General features: G+C 63.7%; 18 protein-coding genes. 9 read left to right on the top strand and 9 right to left on the bottom strand.

The features are described from left to right. Positions 1 to 109: 109 nt before the first annotated feature. The 5 genes from LDZ21_RS04725 to LDZ21_RS04705 all read right to left on the bottom strand — a co-directional run bounded on the left by LDZ21_RS04725 (position 110) and on the right by LDZ21_RS04705 (position 6,013). Positions 110 to 2,005: a propionate--CoA ligase gene (locus tag LDZ21_RS04725; RefSeq protein WP_244794419.1), complete on the bottom strand. Its 1,896-nt coding sequence runs from the start codon at positions 2,003 to 2,005 to the stop codon at positions 110 to 112. 93 nt (positions 2,006 to 2,098) lie between these two features. After that, the gene (locus LDZ21_RS04720; RefSeq protein ID WP_244794418.1) at positions 2,099 to 2,560 is read right to left on the bottom strand and encodes a hypothetical protein; all 462 of its coding nucleotides are present in this window, start codon (positions 2,558 to 2,560) and stop codon (positions 2,099 to 2,101) included. Beyond that, positions 2,557 to 2,799 carry a hypothetical protein gene (locus LDZ21_RS04715; protein ID WP_244794417.1) on the bottom strand — a complete coding sequence of 81 codons (243 nt, stop codon included), beginning with the start codon at positions 2,797 to 2,799 and terminating at the stop codon, positions 2,557 to 2,559. The genes LDZ21_RS04720 and LDZ21_RS04715 overlap by 4 nt, the downstream gene beginning before the upstream one ends. Positions 2,800 to 2,909: 110 nt before the next feature. After that, complete coding sequence (locus LDZ21_RS04710; protein WP_244794416.1) at positions 2,910 to 3,662, bottom strand: 5'-methylthioadenosine/adenosylhomocysteine nucleosidase; 753 nt, start codon at positions 3,660 to 3,662, stop codon at positions 2,910 to 2,912. Then, positions 3,659 to 6,013, bottom strand: coding sequence for a UvrD-helicase domain-containing protein (locus tag LDZ21_RS04705; RefSeq protein ID WP_244794415.1), 2,355 nt, complete (start codon positions 6,011 to 6,013; stop codon positions 3,659 to 3,661). The genes LDZ21_RS04710 and LDZ21_RS04705 overlap by 4 nt, the downstream gene beginning before the upstream one ends. A 174-nt stretch (positions 6,014 to 6,187) precedes the next feature. On the opposite strand from LDZ21_RS04705, the gene LDZ21_RS04700 reads away from it, so the two are divergent. Together LDZ21_RS04700 and galU are read left to right on the top strand one after the other, a co-directional pair. After that, positions 6,188 to 9,055, top strand: coding sequence for a valine--tRNA ligase (locus LDZ21_RS04700; protein WP_244794414.1), 2,868 nt, complete (start codon positions 6,188 to 6,190; stop codon positions 9,053 to 9,055). A 76-nt stretch (positions 9,056 to 9,131) separates the two neighbouring features. Then, the gene (gene galU, locus LDZ21_RS04695) at positions 9,132 to 10,013 is read left to right on the top strand and encodes a UTP--glucose-1-phosphate uridylyltransferase GalU (RefSeq protein WP_035959495.1); all 882 of its coding nucleotides are present in this window, start codon (positions 9,132 to 9,134) and stop codon (positions 10,011 to 10,013) included. 73 nt (positions 10,014 to 10,086) lie between these two features. On the opposite strand, the gene LDZ21_RS04690 is transcribed toward galU, so the two are convergent. The 4 genes from LDZ21_RS04690 to LDZ21_RS04675 all read right to left on the bottom strand — a co-directional run bounded on the left by LDZ21_RS04690 (position 10,087) and on the right by LDZ21_RS04675 (position 13,266). Further along, entirely contained in the window at positions 10,087 to 10,314 is a 228-nt protein-coding gene (locus LDZ21_RS04690) for a sulfurtransferase TusA family protein (protein ID WP_035959497.1), read from the bottom strand. A gap of 66 nt (positions 10,315 to 10,380) precedes the next feature. Continuing rightward, positions 10,381 to 11,397 carry a Gfo/Idh/MocA family oxidoreductase gene (locus LDZ21_RS04685; RefSeq protein WP_244794413.1) on the bottom strand — a complete coding sequence of 339 codons (1,017 nt, stop codon included), beginning with the start codon at positions 11,395 to 11,397 and terminating at the stop codon, positions 10,381 to 10,383. Beyond that, entirely contained in the window at positions 11,394 to 12,398 is a 1,005-nt protein-coding gene (iolG, locus tag LDZ21_RS04680; RefSeq protein ID WP_244794412.1) for an inositol 2-dehydrogenase, read from the bottom strand. Before iolG ends, LDZ21_RS04685 begins: the two co-directional genes overlap by 4 nt. After that, a complete protein-coding gene (locus LDZ21_RS04675) occupies positions 12,388 to 13,266 on the bottom strand; it encodes a MurR/RpiR family transcriptional regulator (RefSeq protein ID WP_244794411.1) in 879 nt (292 codons plus the stop codon). Before LDZ21_RS04675 ends, iolG begins: the two co-directional genes overlap by 11 nt. Positions 13,267 to 13,506: 240 nt before the next feature. Between LDZ21_RS04675 and LDZ21_RS04670 the strand changes: the two genes are divergently transcribed. The 7 genes from LDZ21_RS04670 (at position 13,507) to iolB (ending at position 22,255) form a co-directional block, all read left to right on the top strand. After that, positions 13,507 to 14,559, top strand: a complete 1,053-nt coding sequence (locus tag LDZ21_RS04670; RefSeq protein ID WP_035959501.1) for a sugar ABC transporter substrate-binding protein — start codon at positions 13,507 to 13,509, stop codon at positions 14,557 to 14,559. Positions 14,560 to 14,696: 137 nt separating this feature from the next. After that, positions 14,697 to 15,866 carry an ABC transporter permease gene (locus LDZ21_RS04665; RefSeq protein WP_244794410.1) on the top strand — a complete coding sequence of 390 codons (1,170 nt, stop codon included), beginning with the start codon at positions 14,697 to 14,699 and terminating at the stop codon, positions 15,864 to 15,866. A gap of 11 nt (positions 15,867 to 15,877) precedes the next feature. Continuing rightward, entirely contained in the window at positions 15,878 to 16,666 is a 789-nt protein-coding gene (locus tag LDZ21_RS04660) for an ATP-binding cassette domain-containing protein (protein ID WP_244794409.1), read from the top strand. 11 nt (positions 16,667 to 16,677) lie between these two features. Further along, positions 16,678 to 18,669 carry a bifunctional 5-dehydro-2-deoxygluconokinase/5-dehydro-2-deoxyphosphogluconate aldolase gene (locus LDZ21_RS04655; protein ID WP_244794408.1) on the top strand — a complete coding sequence of 664 codons (1,992 nt, stop codon included), beginning with the start codon at positions 16,678 to 16,680 and terminating at the stop codon, positions 18,667 to 18,669. Then, the gene (gene iolD / locus LDZ21_RS04650) at positions 18,666 to 20,522 is read left to right on the top strand and encodes a 3D-(3,5/4)-trihydroxycyclohexane-1,2-dione acylhydrolase (decyclizing) (RefSeq protein WP_244794407.1); all 1,857 of its coding nucleotides are present in this window, start codon (positions 18,666 to 18,668) and stop codon (positions 20,520 to 20,522) included. Before LDZ21_RS04655 ends, iolD begins: the two co-directional genes overlap by 4 nt. 15 nt (positions 20,523 to 20,537) lie before the next feature. Further along, positions 20,538 to 21,452, top strand: a complete 915-nt coding sequence (iolE, locus tag LDZ21_RS04645) for a myo-inosose-2 dehydratase (RefSeq protein ID WP_244794406.1) — start codon at positions 20,538 to 20,540, stop codon at positions 21,450 to 21,452. After that, entirely contained in the window at positions 21,449 to 22,255 is an 807-nt protein-coding gene (gene iolB / locus LDZ21_RS04640) for a 5-deoxy-glucuronate isomerase (RefSeq protein ID WP_244794405.1), read from the top strand. Before iolE ends, iolB begins: the two co-directional genes overlap by 4 nt. Positions 22,256 to 22,257: the final 2 nt, after the last annotated feature.

The following is a 22,257-nucleotide window of genomic DNA, read 5'->3' as shown; positions in this document are numbered from 1 at the left end:
AGACCTCCAGTGGAAAGGTCTTCGGACCATAGGGTCGACGCCTGCTTCAGGTTCGCCGAAGCGCGCGAAATCCCGCCCTCCCTTGCCGCAAATCAATGCCGCCCGTCCACTACTTCCCTTCCAGCGCCGACCTCACCTGCGCCAACGCCCCGGCATCCTCGATGGTCGGCAAATCGCCCGGATCGCGTCCTTCCGCCAGCGCCGCAATCGCGCGCCGCAGCAGCTTGCCGGAACGCGTCTTCGGCAGCATCGACACGAAATGCACGCGCGCCGGCCGCGCGATCGCGCCGAGCTGCGTATCGACCGCATGGCACAACTCCGCTTCCATGCCCTCGCGCGCGCCGGGCGCATTGATGCGATCGGCATCGCGCAACACGACGAACGCCGTCGCCGCCTGCCCCTTCACCGGGTCCGCCACGCCGACGACCGCCACTTCCGCCACCGCCGCATGCGCCGACAGCGCCTCCTCGATCTCGCGCGTGCCGAGCCGATGTCCCGCCACGTTGATCACATCGTCCGTGCGCCCGAGTATCGACACGTAGCCGTCCTCGTCCTGCACGCCCCAGTCGAACGTCGAATAGACCATTTGGTTCGGCACACTGCGCCAATACGTGTCGATGAAACGCTGGTCATCGCCCCATACGGTCTGCATGCAGCCGGGCGGCAGCGGATAGCCGAGCGTGACGACGCCCTTCTCGCCCGGCGCGCAGACATCGCCCGTCAGTTCGTCACGAAGCGTCAGCGCAAAGCCCATCGACGGCACGCCCGGCGAACCCAGCTTCGACGGCAATGCCTCGATGCCGCGCGGAATCGCGAGCATCGGCCAGCCGGTTTCGGTCTGCCAGTAGTTGTCGATGACGGGCTTCTTGAGCGCGCTTTGAATCCACTGCGCGGTAGGCTCGTCGAGCGGCTCGCCGGCAAGAAACAGCGTGCGCAGGCTCGACAGGTCGTATTTCTCCATCAGCGCCGGGTCCTGCTTCTTCAGCACGCGCAGCGCGGTCGGCGCGGTGAACATCAGATTGATGCCGTATTGCTCGACGAGCCGCCACCAGACGCCGCCATCGGGACGAACCGGCGTGCCTTCGTACATCACCGTGGTCAGTCCCGCGATCAGGGGCGCATAGATGATGTAGCTATGCCCCACGACCCAGCCGATGTCCGATGCGGTGAACATGGTGTCGCCCGCCGCGCCCTGAAAAATGTGCTCCATCGACGCCGCGAGCGCCACCGCATAACCGCCGACATCGCGCTGCACGCCCTTCGGCCTGCCCGTCGTGCCGGACGTATAAAGGACGTAGGACGGATCGTTCGATTCGAGCCATTCGCAAGGCACGTGAGCGTCGAAGAACTGCTCGCGCAGCGGCTCGTAGGCGACGAGATAGCTGGCCTGCAAGCGCTCGGGCGCAAGCTGGCGGTCGATTAGCAGCACTTGCGTCACTTTGAACTCGGCGCGCGACAGCGCCTCATCGACGAGCGGCGTGTAGTCGATCACCTTGCCGGCACGCGCGCCGGCGTCGGCGGTGACGATGAGCGCAGGCTCCGCATCGTCGATGCGCGCCGCCAGATTCGGCGCCGCAAAGCCGCCGAACACGACCGAATGAATCGCGCCGATACGCGCGCACGCGAGCATCGCGAAGACCGCTTCGGGGATCATCGGCAAATAGATGAGCACGCGGTCGCCTTTCTTGACCGACAGCGAGCGCATCACGGCCGCCATGCGGTTCACCTCAGCGTGAAGTTCGGCGTACGTGTAGCGCCGCTCGATGCCGGTTTCCGTCGATACATAAACGAGCGCGTCCTGTTGCGCGCGCGTCGCCAGATGGCGATCGACCGCGTTGTGGCAGAGATTCGTCCTGCCGCCGATGAACCATCGCGCGAACGGCGGATTGCTCGCGTCGAGCACGCTGTCGAACGGCGTCTGCCAGTGGATTCGGCGGGCCTGCTCGGCCCAGAACGCCTCAGGCTCCTCGATAGACCGTCGATACGCTTCTCGGTAAGTCGGCATGCGCGTCCTCTGCAAAGCGGCGTTGGCTCCACAGAATAGAGCAGCCGGCGAACGGCTGGCTAGAGAGGGCGCGCCCTGATCGGTCCGACGGTTCTACACCGCGCGGCTTTGCGAAACGCGCGCGGCTGCTTTCGTGGCCGCGTGCTTGAGCAGCACCGGCGCAAGTTCGCTCGCCACCCGCATGCTCGATACGACGACCGTGCGGACGCCGCTTCCTTCGGCGAGCGTGCGCAGCGTTTCGCGCGTGCCGGCCCGTGCTTCGATGCGCGGCTCGATCACGATGAAACCGCGGCAGTGCGCGCCCAGCGCCGCGCGATGCGTGCGCAGCCAGGCCGCGCGAAGCCGGAAGTCGTCGGGCGTCTCGTCGCCGGCGTGTTCCGCGACGACGACGAACGGCGTCGCCAGCGCGAGCAGCCGTCGCATCTGCGCGGCCCACGCGAACGCGCAGCCCGGCTGGATCGCGCGGCGGCGCACTCGAACGAGCGGGAAACGGCTGGCGTCGAAAAGCTGCGAGTCCAGCGCGAGCGGGGGATTCTTAAAAAGGTCGGCGTTCACAGCGGCTTCGGGCTCCAGTGATTCAGGGCGGCGATCAGGCTCGGCCAGCGGGAACGCCGCAGCACGACGCGCTTCTTCCGCACCGCGTGCGGCGGCCGGCGATCGGCCTGCTGCTCCGCTTCGACCGCAGGCGCAGCCGTCCAGGCGCGGCGTGTCGTGTCGAGCACCTTCGCGGCGTTGACGGCGACAGAGCAGCCCTGGACCGCGTCGCACGCATCGCTTGTGGAATCGTTCGTCATGTCGGGCGTCCTCCAGATGCATCTCGCGAACGATTGTATTGAGAATCATTCTCAATAACAAGCGCGATCGTGGATTTCAGGAGGAGATGCGGCGAGAAGACGCGGCAGTGTCAGCCGCGCGCTTGCAGAAAGCGTCCGAGAACGCCCGACGAATACGTCCCGGCGATGGCCGCCAGAAACTCCGCGAAGGAAACGGGCGCGGCGGCGTCGGCGGTATCGGAGATGGTCCGCACGACCGCGCACGGCACGCCATGCTCGAAGCAGACCTGCGCGAGCGCCGCGCCTTCCATTTCGACGGCGAGCGCGTCCGGCAGCGCAACGCGCAATGCGGATACCTCGTCGTGACTCGCGATAAAGCGGTCCCCGCTCACCACCAGCCCGCGATGCACTCGCGGCGCCACCACCGCGAAGCGTTCGGCGAGCGTAGCGGCTTCCGTCTCGACGAACGCACGCGCCGCAGCGGCGAGCGCATCCGACAACGCGCCATCCGATTCGAAGCGCGCCCGGTCCAGCAACGGCACTTCGTAGCGCGGGAATAACGGCGATGCATCGAGATCGTGCTGCAGCAACGCATCGGCGATGACGATATCGCCCACGCGCACATCGCGATGCACGCCGCCCGCGACGCCGGTGAAGACGATCGCATCGGTCTTGAAGACGTGGATAAGCGCGCTCGCCGTCGCCGCCGCCGCGACCTTGCCGATGCGCGCGAGCGTCACCACGACGCGCACGCCATGCGCCTCGCCGACGTGATACTCGCGCTGCCCGAGCGTGACCGTCTGCACGTCGCCGGCGTCGCGCATCCGGGCGATGAGATCGCCCAGTTCCTGCGGCAGCGCCGCCATGATGCCGAGCCGCTTCATTCGACCGCTTGGAGTTTCGCGACCGCGAGCGCGAGCCACTTCTCGCCGTGGCGCTTGAAGCGCACTTGCGCGCGCGCATCGCCGCCGGAGCCTTCGAGCGCGGTCACGGTGCCTTCGCCAAACTTCGTGTGGAAAACGGCCTGTCCGACCTTGAAGCCGGTGTCGGCTGCGCGCTGCTCGTTGGCAAACGATGGCAGCGCCGCGCTCACCGTCGAGGAACCTCCGCGCTCCTGCCCCGGCCGCGCGAACCAGTCGCGGCCCCAGCCGGCGTTGTCCGACCGGCCGCCCCAGCGCGCGCCCGCCTCGACCTTAGGCGTGAGCCATTTGAGCGAGCCTTCCGGCAACTCGTCGAAAAAGCGCGAGCGAATGTTGTAGCGCGTCTGTCCGTGCAGCATCCGGCTCTGCGCGAACGACAGATACAACCGCTCCTTCGCCCGCGTGATCGCGACATACGCGAGCCGCCGCTCCTCTTCGAGCCCGTCGGATTCCTGGGCGCTGTTCTCGTGCGGGAAAAGCCCCTCCTCCAGCCCGGTGATGAATACCGCCGTGAATTCCAGCCCCTTCGCGGCGTGGACGGTCATCAGTTGCACGGCGTCCTGCCCGGCCTGCGCCTGGTTGTCGCCCGCTTCGAGCGATGCATGCGACAGGAAGCCCGCGAGCGGCGTCATCGTGTCGGGATTCTGCGCGGGATCGGCGATGCCGGGCGCATCGAGCACTTCGATCTCGCCATCCTCGCTCACCGCGGCGATTCCCGGCGCGGCGGTCGCGCCCGGACGCAACGGGATGGAACGCGCGGGCGTATCGAGGCCGTAGCCCTCCTCGCTCACAAACGCTGCCGCCGCGTTCACCAGTTCCTGCAAGTTCTCCAGCCGGTCCTGCCCCTCGCGCTCCATTTCATAGAACGCGGCGAGGCCGCTCGCGCGCACCACGTATTCGACCGTTTCCGGCAGACTCATCTGCTGCGTCTCGGCGCGCATTTTCGCGATCAGCGTCGCGAACGCGCCGAGACTCGATCCCGCCTTGCCGGCCACATACGGCACGGCTGCGGCCATCGAACAGTTGTAGAGGCGCGCCGCGTCCGCGAGCTGTTCGATCGACCGCGCGCCAATGCCGCGCGTCGGGAAATTGACGACGCGGGCGAACGCGGTGTCGTCGTTCGGATTGTCGATCAGGCGCAGATACGCGAGCGCGTGCTTCACTTCCTGACGCTCGAAGAACCGCAGGCCGCCGTACACGCGATACGCGATTCCCGCGTTCACGAGCGTATGTTCGATCGTGCGCGACTGCGCGTTGCTCCGGTACAGCACCGCGATCTCGCCGCGCGCCATCCCGGTATTGATGAGCGCCTTGATTTCCTCGACGATCCAGCCCGCTTCCTGCGAATCGGTCGCGGCCTCGTAGACGCGCACCGGTTCGCCGTGTCCGGCATCGGTGCGCAGATTCTTGCCGAGCCGGCGCGCGTTGTTCGCGATCAGGAAGTTCGCCGTGTCGAGAATATGCCCGTGCGAACGGTAGTTCTGTTCGAGCTTGATCAGATTGCGCACGCGGAACTCGCGCTCGAAGTCGTGCATGTTGCCGACGTTCGCGCCGCGAAACGCGTAGATGGATTGATCGTCGTCGCCGACTGCGAAGATGGCGTTATGCTCGCCCGCCAGCATCTTGAGCCACGCGTACTGCAGCTTGTTGGTGTCCTGGAACTCGTCGACAAGGATGTTGCGAAAGCGCGCCTGATAGTGCGCGCGCAGCGGCGGATTGTGCGCGAGCAGTTCGTAGCAGCGCAGCAGCAGCTCCGGAAAGTCGACGACGCCTTCGCGCTGGCACTGCTGATCGTAGGCCTCGTACAGCTCGACGAACTTGCGATTGAAGTTGTCGGTGGCGTCGACATCCTTCGGGCGCAGGCCCTGCTCCTTCGCGTTGTTGATGAAGTACTGCAGGTTCTTCGCCGGATACTTCTCGTCGTCGACATTCAGCCCCTTCATGAGCCGCTTGATCGCGGAGAGCTGGTCGGCGGTATCGAGAATCTGGAACGACTGCGGCAGGCCCGCGTCGCGGTAATGCGCGCGCAGCATGCGGTTGCACAGGCCGTGGAACGTGCCGATCCACATGCCGCGCGTGTCGATCGGCAGAAGCGCGGACAGACGCGACATCATTTCGCGCGCCGCCTTGTTCGTGAACGTGACGGCGAGGATGGTCGGCGGCGATGCATAGCCCTGCTGGATCAGCCAGGCGATGCGCGTGATGAGCACGCGCGTCTTGCCGCTGCCCGCGCCCGCGAGAATCAGCGCGGGCTCGTTGGGCAGCGTCACGGCGGCGAGCTGTTCGGGGTTCAGGTTGGCGAGTAAGTCGGGCATGGGGAAATTGGGACGCGGGTCAAGCAGGCGGGCCGCTCATTATAAGACCGTGCCGATGGCGGCGTTCAGGCCTACGCCATCCGGCCGAAGGCGCGAATCATCCGACGCAGCCTTGCGGAACTTATAATTGGGGATTCCACGCACTTTTTCACGCATTTTTCGGCAGATTTCACGATGAGCGACAACACGCTTGCGAAGAGCTTCGAGCCCCAGAACATCGAGTCCCAGTGGGGCCCCGAATGGGAAAAGCGCGGCTTAGCTGCGCCCACGTTCCGGCAAGGCGCGAAAAATTTCTCCCTTCAACTGCCGCCGCCGAACGTCACCGGCACGCTGCACATGGGGCACGCGTTCAACCAGACCATCATGGATGGCCTGACGCGCTATCACCGCATGCTCGGCGACAACACGCTGTGGGTGCCGGGCACGGACCATGCGGGCATCGCGACGCAGATCGTCGTCGAACGTCAGCTCGATGCGCAGGGCATCTCGCGCCATGACCTCGGCCGCGAAGAATTCCTGAAGCGTGTGTGGGCGTGGAAGGAACAATCCGGCTCAACCATCACCAATCAGGTGCGCAGGCTCGGCGCGTCGATCGACTGGTCGCGCGAATACTTCACGATGGACGAGAAGATGTCCGCCGCCGTGCGCGATGTCTTCGTCACGCTGTACAAGCAGGGCCTCATCTACCGCGGCAAGCGCCTCGTGAACTGGGACCCGGTGCTCGGCACCGCCGTGTCGGATCTGGAAGTCGTCAGCGAGGAAGAAAACGGCAGCCTGTGGCACATCAGGTATCCGCTGCCGGATGGCTCCGGTTACATGACGGTCGCGACCACGCGCCCCGAAACGATGCTCGGCGACGTCGCGCTGATGGTGCATCCGGAAGACGAGCGTTATCAGCATCTGATCGGCAAGACGGCCGTGCTGCCGCTGTGCGATCGCGAAATTCCGATCATCGCCGATGACTACGTGGACCGCGAGTTCGGCACCGGCGTCGTCAAGGTGACGCCCGCGCACGATTTCAACGACTATGCCGTCGGCCAGCGCCACAAGCTGCCGCAGATCGAAATTCTCACGCTCGACGCGAAGATCAACGACAACGCGCCCGAAAAGTATCGCGGCATGGATCGTTTCGAGGCGCGCAAGCAAGTCGTCGCTGATCTCGAAGCGCTCGGCCTGCTCGACTCCGTGAAGCCGCACAAGCTGATGGTGCCGCGCGGCGATCGCACCGGCGTCGTCATCGAGCCGATGCTGACGGACCAATGGTTCGTCGCGATGACGAAGCCCGCGCCCGAAGGCTCGTTCCATCCGGGCAAGTCGATCACGGAAACGTCGCTCGATGTCGTGCGCAGCGGGCAGATCAAGTTCGTGCCGGAGAACTGGACGACGACCTACTATCAATGGCTCGAGAACATCCAGGACTGGTGCATCTCGCGTCAATTGTGGTGGGGCCATCAGATTCCGGCGTGGTACGGCGAAAACGGCGAGATCTTCGTCGCGAAGAGCGAGGAAGAAGCCCGCGCCGAAGCCGATGCCAACGGCTACACGGGCTCGCTCAGGCGCGACGACGACGTGCTCGACACGTGGTTCTCGTCCGCGCTCGTGCCGTTCTCGTCGCTCGGCTGGCCGAACGAGACGCCGGAACTGAAGGCGTTTCTGCCTTCGTCGGTGCTCGTGACGGGCTTCGACATCATCTTCTTCTGGGTCGCCCGGATGGTGATGATGACCACGCATTTCACCGGCAAGGTGCCCTTCGAGACCGTCTATGTGCACGGCCTCGTGCGCGACGCCGAAGGCCAGAAGATGTCGAAGAGCAAGGGCAATACGCTCGATCCGATCGACATCGTGGATGGCATCGATCTCGAAACGCTGGTCGCGAAGCGCACGGCCGGCCTCATGAATCCGAAGCAGGCCGCGCAGATCGAAAAGAAGACGCGCAAGGAGTTCCCGGAAGGCATCCCGTCGTTCGGCACCGATGCGCTGCGCTTCACGATGGCGTCGATGGCCACGCTAGGCCGCAACGTCAACTTCGATCTCGCGCGCTGCGAGGGTTATCGCAACTTCTGCAACAAGCTCTGGAACGCCACGCGTTTCGTGTTGATGAACTGCGAGGGCCAGGATTGCGGTTTCTCGAAACCCGGCGCATGCGAGCCGGGCGATTGCGGCCCCGGCGGCTATACGGACTTCTCGCAGGCGGATCGCTGGATCGTCTCGCTGCTGCAGCGTGTCGAAGCGGAAGTCGAGAAAGGCTTCGCGGATTATCGTTTCGACAACGTCGCGAGCGCGATCTACAAGTTCGTGTGGGACGAGTACTGCGACTGGTATCTCGAACTTGCGAAGGTGCAGATCCAGAACGGCACGCCCGCGCAGCAGCGCGCCACGCGGCGTACGCTGTTGCGTGTGCTGGAGACGGTGCTGCGCCTCGCGCATCCGGTGATTCCGTTCATCACCGAAGCGCTGTGGCAGAAGGTCGCCCCGCTGACGGATGCGTACCCGGAAGGCGCGAAGGAAGGCGAAGCGTCGATCATGACGCAGCCGTATCCGCGCGCCGAAGTCAAGAAGATCGACGAATCGTCGGAACAGTGGGCGGCCGAACTGAAGGCAGTGATCGACGCATGTCGTAATCTGCGTGGCGAAATGAATCTCTCGCCCGCGGTGAAAGTGCCGTTGCTCGCGCACGGCGACGCGGCGCGTCTTTCCACGTTTGCGCCTTACGTTGCGGCGCTCGCGCGTCTTTCGGAAGTGAAGATCATCGACGACGAAGCCGCGCTCGATAAAGAGGCGCATGGCGCACCGGTGGCGATCATCGGCGCCAACAAGCTGGTGCTCAAAGTCGAGATCGATGTCGCCGCCGAACGCGAGCGCCTTTCGAAGGAAGTCGACCGGCTCAGCGGTGAAATCGCAAAATGTAACGCCAAGCTCGGTAATGAAAGCTTTGTTTCAAAAGCGCCGGCTGCTGTCGTTGATCAGGAGCGCAAAAGGCTGGCAGAATACGAGACCACTATCGAGAAGCTTCAGGCGCAATTATTGCGACTGCCCGTTTGAACCGGGAGTTTTATACCGACTCCCCTTCGGCTACTGGCTCGATGTTCCAGATGATTAACAGGATCAGGGTTATCACATGCTAAAAGTTACCAAAGCAGTTTTCCCGGTCGCGGGTCTCGGTACGCGGTTTCTGCCCGCGACCAAGGCCAGCCCGAAGGAAATGCTGCCGGTCGTCGACAAGCCGCTGATTCAATATGCGGTTGAAGAAGCCATGGCCGCCGGCATCACCGAAATGATCTTCGTGACGGGCCGCAGCAAGCGCGCCATCGAAGATCACTTCGACAAGTCATATGAGATCGAAGCCGAGCTCGAGGCACGCGGCAAGGAAAAGCTGCTCGAACTCGTGCGCAGCATCAAGCCGAGTCATGTCGATTGTTTCTATGTGCGTCAGGCCGAAGCGCTGGGTCTCGGTCACGCGGTGCTGTGCGCCGAAAAGCTCGTCGGCGACAACCCGTTCGCCGTGATCCTCGCGGACGACTTGCTGTACGGCAAGCCGCCCGTGCTGACGCAGATGATCGAAGTGTTCGACCACTATCACAGCTCGGTCATCGGCGTTGAAGAGATTCCGCCGCAGGAAACCAAGTCGTACGGAATCATCGACGGCAAGGAGTGGGAAGACAACATCGTGAAGCTGTCGGGCATCGTCGAGAAGCCGGAGCCTGCTGTTGCGCCGTCGAATCTCGGCGTGGTTGGCCGCTATGTGCTGAAGCCGCGCATTTTCGACCACATTCGCGCGGTGAAGCCGGGTGCGGGCGGCGAATTGCAACTGACGGACGCGATCCAATCGCTGCTGTCGGATGAGCAAGTGCTGGCGTACAAGTATCACGGCACGCGCTTCGACTGCGGCAGCAAGCTGGGCTATCTGAAAGCGACGGTGGAATTCGCGCTGCGTCATCCGGAAGTGGCGAAGGACTTCGAAGAATATCTGCGTACGCGTTCGCCGATTCTCGAAGGCTAAAACGCCCTCGTTCGCAGCATAAAAAAATGCCCGTCACGATCGTGACGGGCATTTTGCTTTATAGCCTTCGAATCTAGCGGCGACGCATGAGAAAGACGAAGGTCTTGTCCTGCGACGTTGCCTCAACGATCTCGTTGCCGGTCTGTCTGGCGAAGGCTGCGAAATCGCGCTGCGATCCGGGATCGGTAGCCAGCACTTTGAGAATCTGGCCGCTCGTCATGTCGGCGAGCGCCTTCTTGGCGCGCAGAATCGGCAACGGGCAGTTGAGCCCGCGCGCGTCGACTTCCTTGTGAACTTCCATCGCGATTGAACCTTCCGTGTGCCTGGGTGATTGAGCGCTGCGAAAAGATCGATTTTAGCGCAGAGGTTAAAGATCCACCGGGCGCCCCGACGCACACGCCTCGCGCAACGCAATCCCGATCCGCGTCGCCTCTCGCGCATCTTCGAGCGTCAGCCCCGTCGGCTTGCCACCGCTAACCCAAGCCACGAACGCTTGCGCCTCGCGCAGAAACGCATCTTCAAAGCGCTCGAAAAACGTCGGCGTGCAAGCGTTGCGAACGCCGTACTGATCCGCAAGCTCCACGCGGTTCAAGCGCGGATTCTTTCCCACCGACAACGCCCCCGCCGTGCCGATCACTTCGGTTTGCGTATCGTGTCCGTGCGCCATCGTGCGCGACGCGTAGAACACGGCGAGCCGGCCATCGTCGAATTCGACGATGCCCACGCCGTTATCGATATCGCCGCATTCCCGCAAGCCCTCGTGGATCGCGATCGTCCCGCTTGCCATTACGCGCGTCGCTCGTGGATTGCCGAGCAGCCACCGCGCAAGATCGACGTCGTGCACGCTGCAGTCTAGAAACAGCCCGCCTGACGTTGGCGCGAAACGCACGAAGAAGCCATCGGGGTCGTTCTTGTCGCAAGTCTGCGAGCGCACCATGAAAGGCCGCCCGATTGCACCCTTCGCAATACTGTCGAATGCATCGCGATAACTCGCGTCGAAGCGCCGCACGAAGCCGATCATCACATGCAGATGCGCATGACGCACATGCACCTCGATCACGCGATCGCACTCCGCGAGATCGAGCGACAGCGGCTTCTCGCAGAACACGTGCTTGCCCGCCTCCAGCGCGGCGATGATCTGCGTCGCGTGCAGCGATGTCGGCGTGACGAGCCACACCGCATCGACCGATGCATCGGCGAGCAGCGCGTCGTAATCCGCATGAAGCGCGGTATCGGGGAAATGCGCCTTGGCCCACTCGCGCTCTTCCGGCAGCGGGCTGCACGCCGCGACGAGCCGCGCGCCCGGCACGTGCCACGCGAGATTCTCCGCATGCCGCCGCCCGAGTCTCCCGAGCCCGACGATACCCACGCGCACCGGGTTCATGCCGCGTGCTCGCCGAGATGAACGACGCGCTTCTCGCGCCACGAAAGCGTCGCGGCTTCCGCAAGCTCGAGCGCCTTCACGCCGTCGGCGACGGTCGTTCGCACCGGCTTGCCGTGCTCGACGGCATCGAAGAAATGCGCGATTTCCAGCGCATACGCCGCACGGTATCGCTCCAGAAAGAACGCCTCGGGCACGTCGCACGATACGGCCGTCTTCGAGTACGCGGTGACTTCGGTCGGCCGCACGTTGCCCGCCTGCAGCATGCCCGCGCTGCCGAGCAGCTCGAAGCGCTGGTCGTAACCGTATGCCGCACGCCGCGCCGTGTTGATCTGACACAGCCGCCCGCGCCTGGTGCGGATCGTGACGGCGGTCGAGTCGATATCGCCCGCTTCGGCGATGGCAGGATCGGACAGCACGCTGCCCGTCGCGTGCAGCGTGTCGGCTTCGTCGTCGAGCATCCAGCGGAAAATGTCGAAGTCGTGAATCAGCATGTCCTTGAAGATGCCGCCCGAATGCCTGATGTAGTCGACAGGCGGCGCGCCCGGATCGCGGCTCGTCACGATCAGCATTTCCGGATCGCCAATTTCGCCCGCATCGACGCGCGCCTTCAACGCCGAGAAGGTCGGGTCGAAGCGCCGCTGAAAACCGATCATGCAAACGACGCCCGCGCGCGCCACCGCATCCGCGCATGCCCGCGCACGCTCCACCGTGAGATCGACGGGCTTCTCGCAGAACACATGTTTCTTCTGCGCCGCCGACGCCAGGATTAGTTCGGCATGCGTATCAGTGCTGGAACAAATGACAGTCGCGCCGACGGACGCATCGCCCATTGCGCCGTCCACATCAGCGACCTGTGCGCCGTATTGCGCCGCCAGCGCGGCCGCCGCATCGCGGTTCACATCGACGACATACCTGAGCCGCACGCCCTGCTGCCGCGCCAGATTCGCCGCATGAATCTTCCCGATGCGCCCCGCCCCAAACACCGCCACGTCAATCGTCATAGCCGCTTGTCTCCCTGGATTCTTCGACGTTCAATTCGAGCCGGTACGCGAGCGCGACGAAGAGCGCCTGGCACAGGCAGATGGTGCTCGTGAGCGAGCGAAACGCAAACGCGCTGCCCTCCTTCACGAACAGACTGGCGCTCGCATGACGCGCGAGCGGCGAAAGCTGACTATCGGTGATGACGAGCGTCCTCGCGCCATGATGCTGGGCCGCGCGCACGCAATACTGCGTCTCCTTGCCGTAGGGCGCGAAGCTGATCGCGATCACGACATCGCCCTTTTTTACGCTGCGAATCTGTTCGTGAATCATCCCGCCGATGCCCGACACCAGATGCACGCGCTTCTTCGTATGGCCGAGCGCATAGACGATATAGCTCGCCACCGCGAACGAGCGGCGCACGCCGACGACGTAGATGTTCTCCGCCTGCTGCAGCATTTCGACGGCGGCTTCGAACTGCGCATCGTCGAGGCCGGCTTCGAGTTCGACGAGTCCCGCACGGCTCGCCGCGATGAACTCGCGCGCCACCGACACGCCCGAAGCCTCGCCCGCCTTCTCGTCGATCAGCCTGCGAATGCGCTGCTGATAACTCTGCGACGCATTGCCGCCCGCGTACGCCTGCCGGAACACCGCCTGCAAATCCGAGAAGCCCGAGAAACCGAAGCGCTGCGCAAAGCGCACGACCGCCGACGGATGCACGCCGCAGGACGCCGCGATGTCGCTCGTGCGATCCATCATCACGCTAGGGCGATGCTGCTCGATATACGTCGCCACGCTCTTCAACTGGCGCGGCAGCGAATCGTAGGCATCGGTGATCCGTTGCATCAGTTCGTCGACGCCAGGAACGTCGGTGCTGGTTTCGTCCTGCATGAAAGGCTCGCTTCGTCGGCGCTCGAAGTGAGCCCCGGTGGAAGCGATTATAGGAAGGCGGCAAGCAAATTGGAATGCATTTTCCATTTGTCGCACCGATGAAATACCTATTGCAGACCGCCAAAAACTGACCTAATCTCGCTCGTGAGCACGATGCACCGTTTCATCGACTCATCGGCTGCAAGCAGGCATCGGCTCATGGACGATCACACCGAACAACAACCGAGATAGGTGGAGACAATGACCCTTTGCAACGGTCGGGCCGCGCTGCGCGCGCTGGCGGCTGCTGCTGCGTTATGCAGCGCCGCGTTGTTGACGACGTCCCCCGCGCAGGCGGCGCCGGACGCCAGGTTCGTGCTCATCAGCCACGCGCCGGATTCCGACTCGTGGTGGAACACCATCAAGAATTCGATCAAGCAGGCCGACGAAGACTTCAACGTGCAGACCGACTATCGCAATCCGCCGAATGGGGATATCGCGGATATGGCGCGTCTGATCGAGCAGGCCGCCGCGCGCAATTACGACGGCGTCATCACCACCATCGCGGACTTCGACGTGCTGAAGAGCGCGATCAACAAGGTCACGGCGAAGAAGATTCCGCTCGTCACGATCAACTCCGGCACAGAAGAGCAAAGCGCGCAGCTCAACGCGATCATGCATATCGGCCAGCCGGAGTACGTGGCGGGCAAGGCCGCGGGTGAAAAGGCGAAGGCTGCCGGCATCAAGTCGTTCCTGTGCGTGAACCATCTGGCGACGAACACCGTCTCGTTCGATCGATGCCGTGGTTTCGCCGATGCCATCGGTGCGGACTACAAGGCCGCCACGCTCGACTCAGGCCAGGACCCGACGGAGATTCAGTCGAAGGTATCGGCGTATCTGCGCAATCATCCGGACACGCAAGCCGTGCTCACGCTCGGGCCGACGCCCGCGTCTGCGACGCTCAAGGCCGTGGCGCAAATGGGCCTGCAAAACAAGCTCTATTTCGTGACCTTCGACTTCTCCGACGACATCGCGAAGGCGATCAAGGACGGCACGATCAAGTTCGCGATCGATCAGCAGCCGTATTTGCAGGGCTATATTCCGGTGGCGGTGCTGGCCATCGTGAAGAAGGAACACACCACCGATCCCGCGAAGATCCGCCAGCTTCTCGAAGCGAACCCGAAGTTCAAGGCGCGCCTCGAAACGTATGGCCTTCAGCCTTCCTATGGGCCGAAGAACATTCGCTCGGGACCGGGTTTCATCACCAAAGAAAATCTCGACAAGGTCGTGAAGTACGCCGGGCAGTATCGCTAATGCACGGCTGACCTTCTTCGGGCGGCGGCATCCGCCGCCCGCGTTTCTCCCTCAGGATTTCCTGCTGCGTCCATGCGAGGACGCGGCAGGCACGCACGCATCGGTACTGCATTGCATTGATGTTTCAAGGAGCCATCATGGGCGTAGCCGGCAAGCACTATCCCCCACACGCGAACCCGCAGCAGGACAACGCCGATGCCGCGACGGACAAGGACAAGCCGTCGGACGAACGCGTACGCCAGCAATCGTGGTTCGGGCATTTGCTGAATCGCCCGGAATTCGCCGCGATTTCCGGAACGGTGCTCGTATTCCTCGTGTTCGGCTTCGGCGCAGGATCGTCGGGCATGTTCAATCTCGACGGCGTGATGAACTGGTCGCAGGTCGCCGCCTATCTCGGCTTGCTCGCGGTCGGTGCGTGTCTGCTGATGATCGCGGGCGAGTTCGACTTGTCCATCGGCTCGATGATCGGCTTTGCCGGCATGATGGTCGCGCTGCCCTCGGTGTACTTTCATTGGCCGATATCGCTGTCGATTCTCTTTGCGTTCATCGCGTCGATGCTGCTCGGCGCATTGAACGGCTATCTCGTGATGCGCACCCGACTGCCGTCGTTCATCGTGACGCTCGCGTTTCTGTTCATCCTGCGCGGCCTCACGCTCGCGCTTTCGATCATGTTCGCCGATCGCACCATCATCTCGGGCGTCGGCGATCTTGCTCAAAAGGACTGGCTCGCCAACACGCTGTTTCATGGCGTCGCGCTGCATGGCTTCTTCACCTGGCTCGCGCATATGGGCATCGGCAGCCTGCTCGATAGCGGCGAACCGCTCGTGCCCGGCATACCGAAAGTCATCCTGTGGTGGTTCGCGCTCGCGGCGATCGGCGCATTCGTGCTCGCGAAGACGCGCTACGGCAACTGGATTCTCGCGGTCGGCGGCGATGCGAATGCTGCGAAGAACGTCGGCGTGCCGGTCAAGCGCGTGAAGATATCGCTCTTCGTGCTCACCGCGTTCTGCTCGTGCCTGTTCGCGGTCCTGCAAGTGTGCGATATCGGATCGGCGGCGGCCGATCGCGGCCTGCAGAAAGAGTTCGAGGCCATCATCGCGGCGGTGATCGGCGGCACGCTGCTGACGGGCGGTTACGGCTCGGTCGTCGGCGCTTGTTTTGGTGCGCTTATCTTTGGCGTCGTGCAGATCGGCATCACCTATACGAACGTGAGTTCCGACTGGTTCCGCGTATTCCTCGGCGTGATGCTGCTGATTGCCGTGCTCTTCAATCACTACGTACGCCGTCGCGTATCGCAGGCTCAATGAGGGCGACCGCCATGAACGACGACAAAATTCTCGCGCTGGAGAACGTCAGCAAGTTCTTCGGCAAGGTCATTGCACTGAACGGCGTGACGCTGCGCCTGCGGCGCGGCGAAGTGCACTGCCTGCTCGGCGATAACGGCGCGGGCAAGTCCACGCTCATCAAAACGCTGGCGGGCGTGCATGCGCCCTCTTCCGGCGAATATCTCGTCGATGGCAAGCCGGTGCATTTCGAATCGCCGAAGGAAGCACTCGATCTCGGCATCGCGACCGTGTATCAGGATCTGGCACTGGTGCCGCTGCTTTCCGTTGCGCGCAACTTCTTCATGGGCCGTGAACCGCAGAAGAAGCGCTTCGGCCTCTTAAGCGTGATGGACCTGGATCTTGCCGCCGAAACGTCCCGCGCCAAGCTCGCGGAAATGGGCATCAACGTGCGCGATCCGCATCAACCCATCGGCACGATGTCCGGCGGCGAGAAGCAATGTCTCGCGATTGCCCGCGCGATCCACTTCGGCGCACGCGTGCTGATCCTCGACGAACCGACCGCCGCGCTCGGCGTGAAGCAGAGTTTCAACGTCCTGAAGCTCATTCACAAGGCACGCGAGAAAGGCATCTCGGTGATCTTCATCACGCACAACGTGCATCACGCTTATCCGATTGGCGATTCGTTCACGCTGCTCAATCGCGGCCGCTCGATGGGCACGTTCACGAAGGACACCATCACGAAGAACGAAGTGCTCGACATGATGGCGGGCGGCGCCGAGATGCAGACGATGATTAGCGAACTCGAAGGCGCGACGATATGAGGACACGAGCCATGTCGACAGACTATCCATCACGCTTCGCGACGAACCGGACGCGCGACATCGTGTGTCTCGGCCGTCTTGCCGTCGATCTGTACGCGCAGCAGGTCGGCGCGCGGCTCGAAGACGTGTCCACGTTCGCGAAGTACCTGGGCGGCTCGTCGGCGAACATCGCCTTCGGATGCGCGCGGCTCGGGCTGCAATCGTCGATGCTCGCGCGCGTCGGCAACGATCACATGGGGCGCTTTCTCACGGAGACGCTCGAACGCGAAGGCTGCGATGTGAGCCACGTTCGCATCGATCAGGACAGGCTCACTGCGCTCGTGCTGCTGGGCATCGAGGACCGCGATACCTTCCCGCTCGTGTTCTATCGTGAGAACTGCGCGGATATGGCTGTCGATGAAAGCGACTTCGATGAAGCGTATATCGCGTCATCGAAAGCCTTGCTCATCACCGGCACGCACTTCTCGACCGAGCAGGTCAATCGCACGAGCCGGCGCGCGCTCGACCATGCACGGCGCAATGACGTTCGCACGATTCTCGACATCGACTATCGGCCCGTGCTCTGGGGTCTCACCGGAAAGGCGGATGGCGAAACGCGCTTCGTGGCGAACGAAGGCGTGACCGCACATTTGCAGCGCATTCTGCCGCTCTTCGATCTCGTGATCGGCACCGAAGAAGAGTTTCGCATTGCAGGCGGCAAGGATCGTCTGATCGATGCCCTCGCGATGGTCCGCGCGGTGACGAGCGCAACGCTCGTGGTGAAACGCGGGCCGCTCGGCTGCTCGATCATCGAAGGCGCGACGCCGGCGTCCATCGACGATGCGCCGATTCACGGCGGCGTCGAAGTGGAAGTGCTGAACGTGCTCGGCGCAGGCGATGCGTTCGCTTCAGGCTTCCTCTCCGGATGGCTGCGGGACGAGCCGCTCGAAGCCTGCGCGCGTGCGGCGAACGCATGCGGCGCGCTCGTCGTCTCTCGACACGGCTGCGCGCCCGCGATGCCCACGCCCGCCGAACTCGATTACTTCCTCGCTGCTGCAAAAGAAGATCCGCTGCGCATGCGCCGGCCCGACAAGGACGCAACGCTCGCGCGGCTGCATCGCGTGAGTCCAGCGCGCAAACAGTGGGACGAAGTGCTGGGTTTTGCGTTCGATCATCGCAACCAGTTCTTCGAGCTTGCGCAGCAGGCGGGCGTCGATGAAACGCGCATCGCAACGCTGAAGGGCCTGTTCGTCGATGCCGTCGCGCAGACCGAAAGCGAGCTCGGACTGGCGGGCCGCATCGGCGTGTTGATCGACGACCGCTACGGACAGGACGCGCTCAACGCGGCGACGGGACGCGGCTGGTGGATCGGCCGGCCGGTCGAATTGCCGGGTTCGATGCCGCTCGTGTTCGACCACGGACGATCGGTCGGCACGACGCTGATCGAATGGCCGCGCGAGCATGTCGCGAAGTGCCTCGTTCACTATCACCCCGATCATCCGCATGACGTGCGGCTCGAACAGGAAGCGCAACTGCGCGCGCTCTACGACGCGGTGCAGGCAAGCGGCCACGAGTTGCTGCTCGAAGTGATCGTGCCGAAGCACGGGCCGCCCGTCGAGGACGATACGGTCTACCGCGCGTTGAAGCGCCTCTATAACCTCGGGATATGCCCCGAGTGGTGGAAGCTCGAACCGATGAGCGCGACGCAATGGCAGGCCATCGATGCGCTCATCGCCGAGCGCGATCCGTATTGCCGCGGCGTCGTGCTGCTCGGCTTGTCGGCGGGCGTCGAGCAGTTGCGCGAGGGGTTCATCGCGGCGGCATCGTCGAAAACGTGCAAGGGATTCACCGTCGGCCGCACCATCTTCCATGAACCGAGCCAGGCGTGGCTCACGGGCGGCATCGACGATCACGAACTCATCGCACGCGTGCGCCGCACTTTCGAATCGCTGATTACGGCATGGCGCGACGCGCGGGCATCGTCGCAGGCGTCCATCGAACGAACTCAGGAGCAAGCCGCATGAACGTCGTCAGACTGACCGTTGCGCAAGCCCTCGTGCGCTATCTCGCCGCGTTGCGCACGGAGAACGGCGAGCCGCTATTCGGCGGCGTGTTCGCTATCTTCGGACATGGCAATGTCGCGGGCATGGGCGAGGCGCTTTATCGGCATCGCGAGGCATTGCCGACGTATCGCGCGCACAACGAACAGGCGATGGCGCACAGCGCGATTGCTTATGCGAAGGCGCATATGCGACGCCGCATGATGGCGGTGACAACGTCCATCGGCCCCGGCGCGACCAATCTCGTGACGGCGGCGGCCCTTGCACATGTGAACCGCCTGCCGGTGCTGCTGTTGCCGGGCGATATCTTCGTCTCGCGTGCGCCCGATCCTGTCCTGCAGCAAGTAGAAGATAGTCAGGATGGCGGATCATCCGCAAACGATGCGCTGAAAGCGGTCTCGCGATACTTCGATCGCATCGTTCATCCGGCGCAATTGCTGAGCGCTCTGCCGCGCGCGATTCGCGTGCTGACCGATGCCGCGCTGTGCGGTCCTGTCACGCTGGCGCTGCCGCAAGACGTGCAGGCGATGGCCTACGATTACCCCGCTTCGTTCTTCGAGCCGCGCACGGTCGACTTTCATTCGCCCGCTGCGCTGCCGCGTGAAGTCGAACGCGCCGCCGCCATGCTGCGTGAATCGCGCGAGCCGATGATCGTATCGGGCGGCGGCGTGCTTTACGGCCTCGCCAGCGACGCGCTGCGTGACTTCGCGCACCGGCACGGCATTCCTGTCGCGGAAACGCAGGCGGGCAAAGGCGCACTCGCGTGGGACGATGCGTTGAACGTGGGCGGCATCGGCGTGACGGGTTCATCGGCGGCCAACGAACTGGCGCATGAGAGCGATTGCGTGCTCGCCGTCGGCACGCGCTTGCAGGACTTCACGACCGGATCGAACACGCTATTCACGCAGGCACGCCTCGTCGCAATCAACGCGAATCCATTCGATGCGCTCAAGCAGCACGCCGCCGCGATCGAAGCCGATGCGCGCCTCGCACTCGATGCGCTGTCGCAAGCACTCGGCGACTGGCGCGCATCGCCGCAATGGACGACGCGCGCGCATCGCGCGGCGAACGACTGGCGCGAGACCGTCGCGCACGTGACGAACATGCCGCTGCCGGATGGGACATTGCCGCGCGAGGCGGACGTCATCGGCGCCGTACAGCGTTCGGACGATGCGTCGGCTGCGAACGATATCGTCGTGTGTGCGGCGGGCACGCTCCCCGCCGATCTGCAGAAGCTATGGCGCACGAGCACGCCGGGCGGCTATCACGTCGAATACGGCTATTCGTGCATGGGCTATGAAATCGCGGGCGGCGTCGGCGTCAAGCTCGCGCGGCCGGAACGCGAAGTCATCGTGATCGTCGGCGACGGCAGCTATCTGATGATGAACAGCGAGCTGGCCACATCGGTGATGCTGGGTGCGAAGCTGATCGTCGTGCTGCTCGACAATCGCGGCTATGGCTGCATCAATCGCTTGCAGCAGGCGTGCGGCGGCGCTCCGTTCAATAATCTGCTCGACGATTGCAAGCACGGTTCATTAGGCATCCCTACGATCGACTTCGCGATGCACGCCCGTTCGATGGGCGCGCTGGCCGAGCACGTCGCCAGCATCGACGAACTGCAAGCGGCGATGAAACGCGCGCGCGCGGCGGACCGCAGCTATCTGATTTCCATCGACACCGATCCCGCCCGCATCACAGAAGAAGGCGGCTGGTGGTGGGAAGTCGCGGTCCCGGAAGTATCGGATCGCGATGCAGTCGTGTCCGCGCGGGCCGAGTACGAACGCGCGATCCGTGCGCGCCACGGCAACGACGACTAGACGAGGACGCACGTCATGACCCTGCAAGTCCGCATCGGAATCAATCCCTTGTCGTGGATGAACGACGACCTTCCCTCGCTCGGCGGCGAAACGCCGTTATCCGTCGCGCTGACCGAAGGCCGCGAGATCGGCTATGAAGGCTTCGAACTCGGCAACAAGTTTCCGCGCGAACCGCAAGCGTTGAAGGCGCTGCTCGCGCAATACGATTTAGCCCTTGTTTCAGGCTGGTATTCGGGCCGGCTTGCGCAACGCAGCGCGCAGGAAGAGATCGAAGCCGCCGGTCCCCATATCGACCTGCTCGCGCAAAACGGCGCGACCGTCATGGTGTACGGGGAAGTCGCGGATTCCATTCAAGGCGCGCCTCGTCCGCTGTATCAACGGCCCCGCTTCTTCTCCGATACGCAATGGTCGGAATACGCCGAGCGGCTCGACCGCTTCGCCGAATACACGCTGTCCAAGGGCGTGCGCGTCGCCTATCATCATCACATGGGCGCATATGTGGAAACGCCCGCGGACGTGGACCGCCTGATGGCTTCGACGAGCGACGCCGTCGGCCTGCTCTTCGACGCGGGCCATATTACGTTCGCCGGCGGCGATGCGGTCACGACGCTGCAAAAGCATATCGCCCGCGTATGCCATGTGCATTGCAAGGACGTGCGCCCTGAGATCGTGAAGCTCGCGCGCAACCGTAACTGGAGCTTTCTCGATGCCGTCATCAATGGCGCGTTCACGGTGCCGGGCGATGGCGCAGTGGATTACGCGGGCATCGTCGCGTGTCTGGCGAGGCACGATTATCGCGGCTGGCTCGTGGTCGAAGCGGAGCAGGACCCCGTTATCGCGCCGAGCCGTGCGTATGCCGAAAAGGGATACCGCACGCTACGCGGGCTCGTCGACGCAACGCATCAGCACAATTCGAAGGAGGCCGCATGAGCCTGCTAGTGAAAGCATCGCGTGAAGGGCAGACCATCACGCGCGTCACACCGGATTCCGCGGGCTGGAAGCACGTCGGCTTCGCGGCGTATCGTCTCGACGCGGGCGACGTCATTCATGTCTACGACGCGGACCGCGAAAGCTGCATCGTCGTGTTGACGGGCACGGTGAGCGTCGAAGCCGGCGATGAGCATTGGCCCTCGATCGGCTCGCGTGACAGCGTGTTCGAGGATGCCGCGCCGTATGCGGTCTATGTGCCGCCGAAGCTCGCCGCGATCGTGCGGGCCGAGCGCGAATCGGAGATCGGCGTGGCGAGCGCGCCGGCGAAGGGCGTGTATCCGCCGCGGCTCATCACGCCTTCGCAGATGGCGCGCTCGACGCGCGGCAAGCACGCGAATACGCGCTACGTCTGCGATATTCTTCCGCAGACCGAGCCTGCCGAATCGCTGCTCGTGGTGGAAGTGAGAACGCCGGGCGGGCATGCATCGAGTTATCCGCCGCACAAGCACGACCGGGACAACGTGCCGGCCGAGAGCGCGCTGGAAGAGACGTATTACCATCGGCTGGACCCGCCGCAAGGCTTCGCGTTCCAGCGCGTTTATACCGATGAACGCGATCTCGATGAGACGATGTCGGTCGAGGACCGCGACGTGGTGATGGTGCCGCGCGGCTATCATCCGGTCGTCGTGCCTTATGGCTACGACAATTATTATCTCAACGTCATGGCGGGAGAGAAGCGCACGTGGCACTTCAAGAACGATCCGAAGCATGAGTGGATCGTGGAGAAAGATGCCAAAGAGTGAGC

Source organism: Caballeronia grimmiae (genome assembly GCF_022879615.1).
Classification (GTDB): Bacteria; Pseudomonadota; Gammaproteobacteria; order Burkholderiales; family Burkholderiaceae; genus Caballeronia; species Caballeronia grimmiae.
This window is presented reverse-complemented; position numbering and strand designations above follow the sequence as displayed.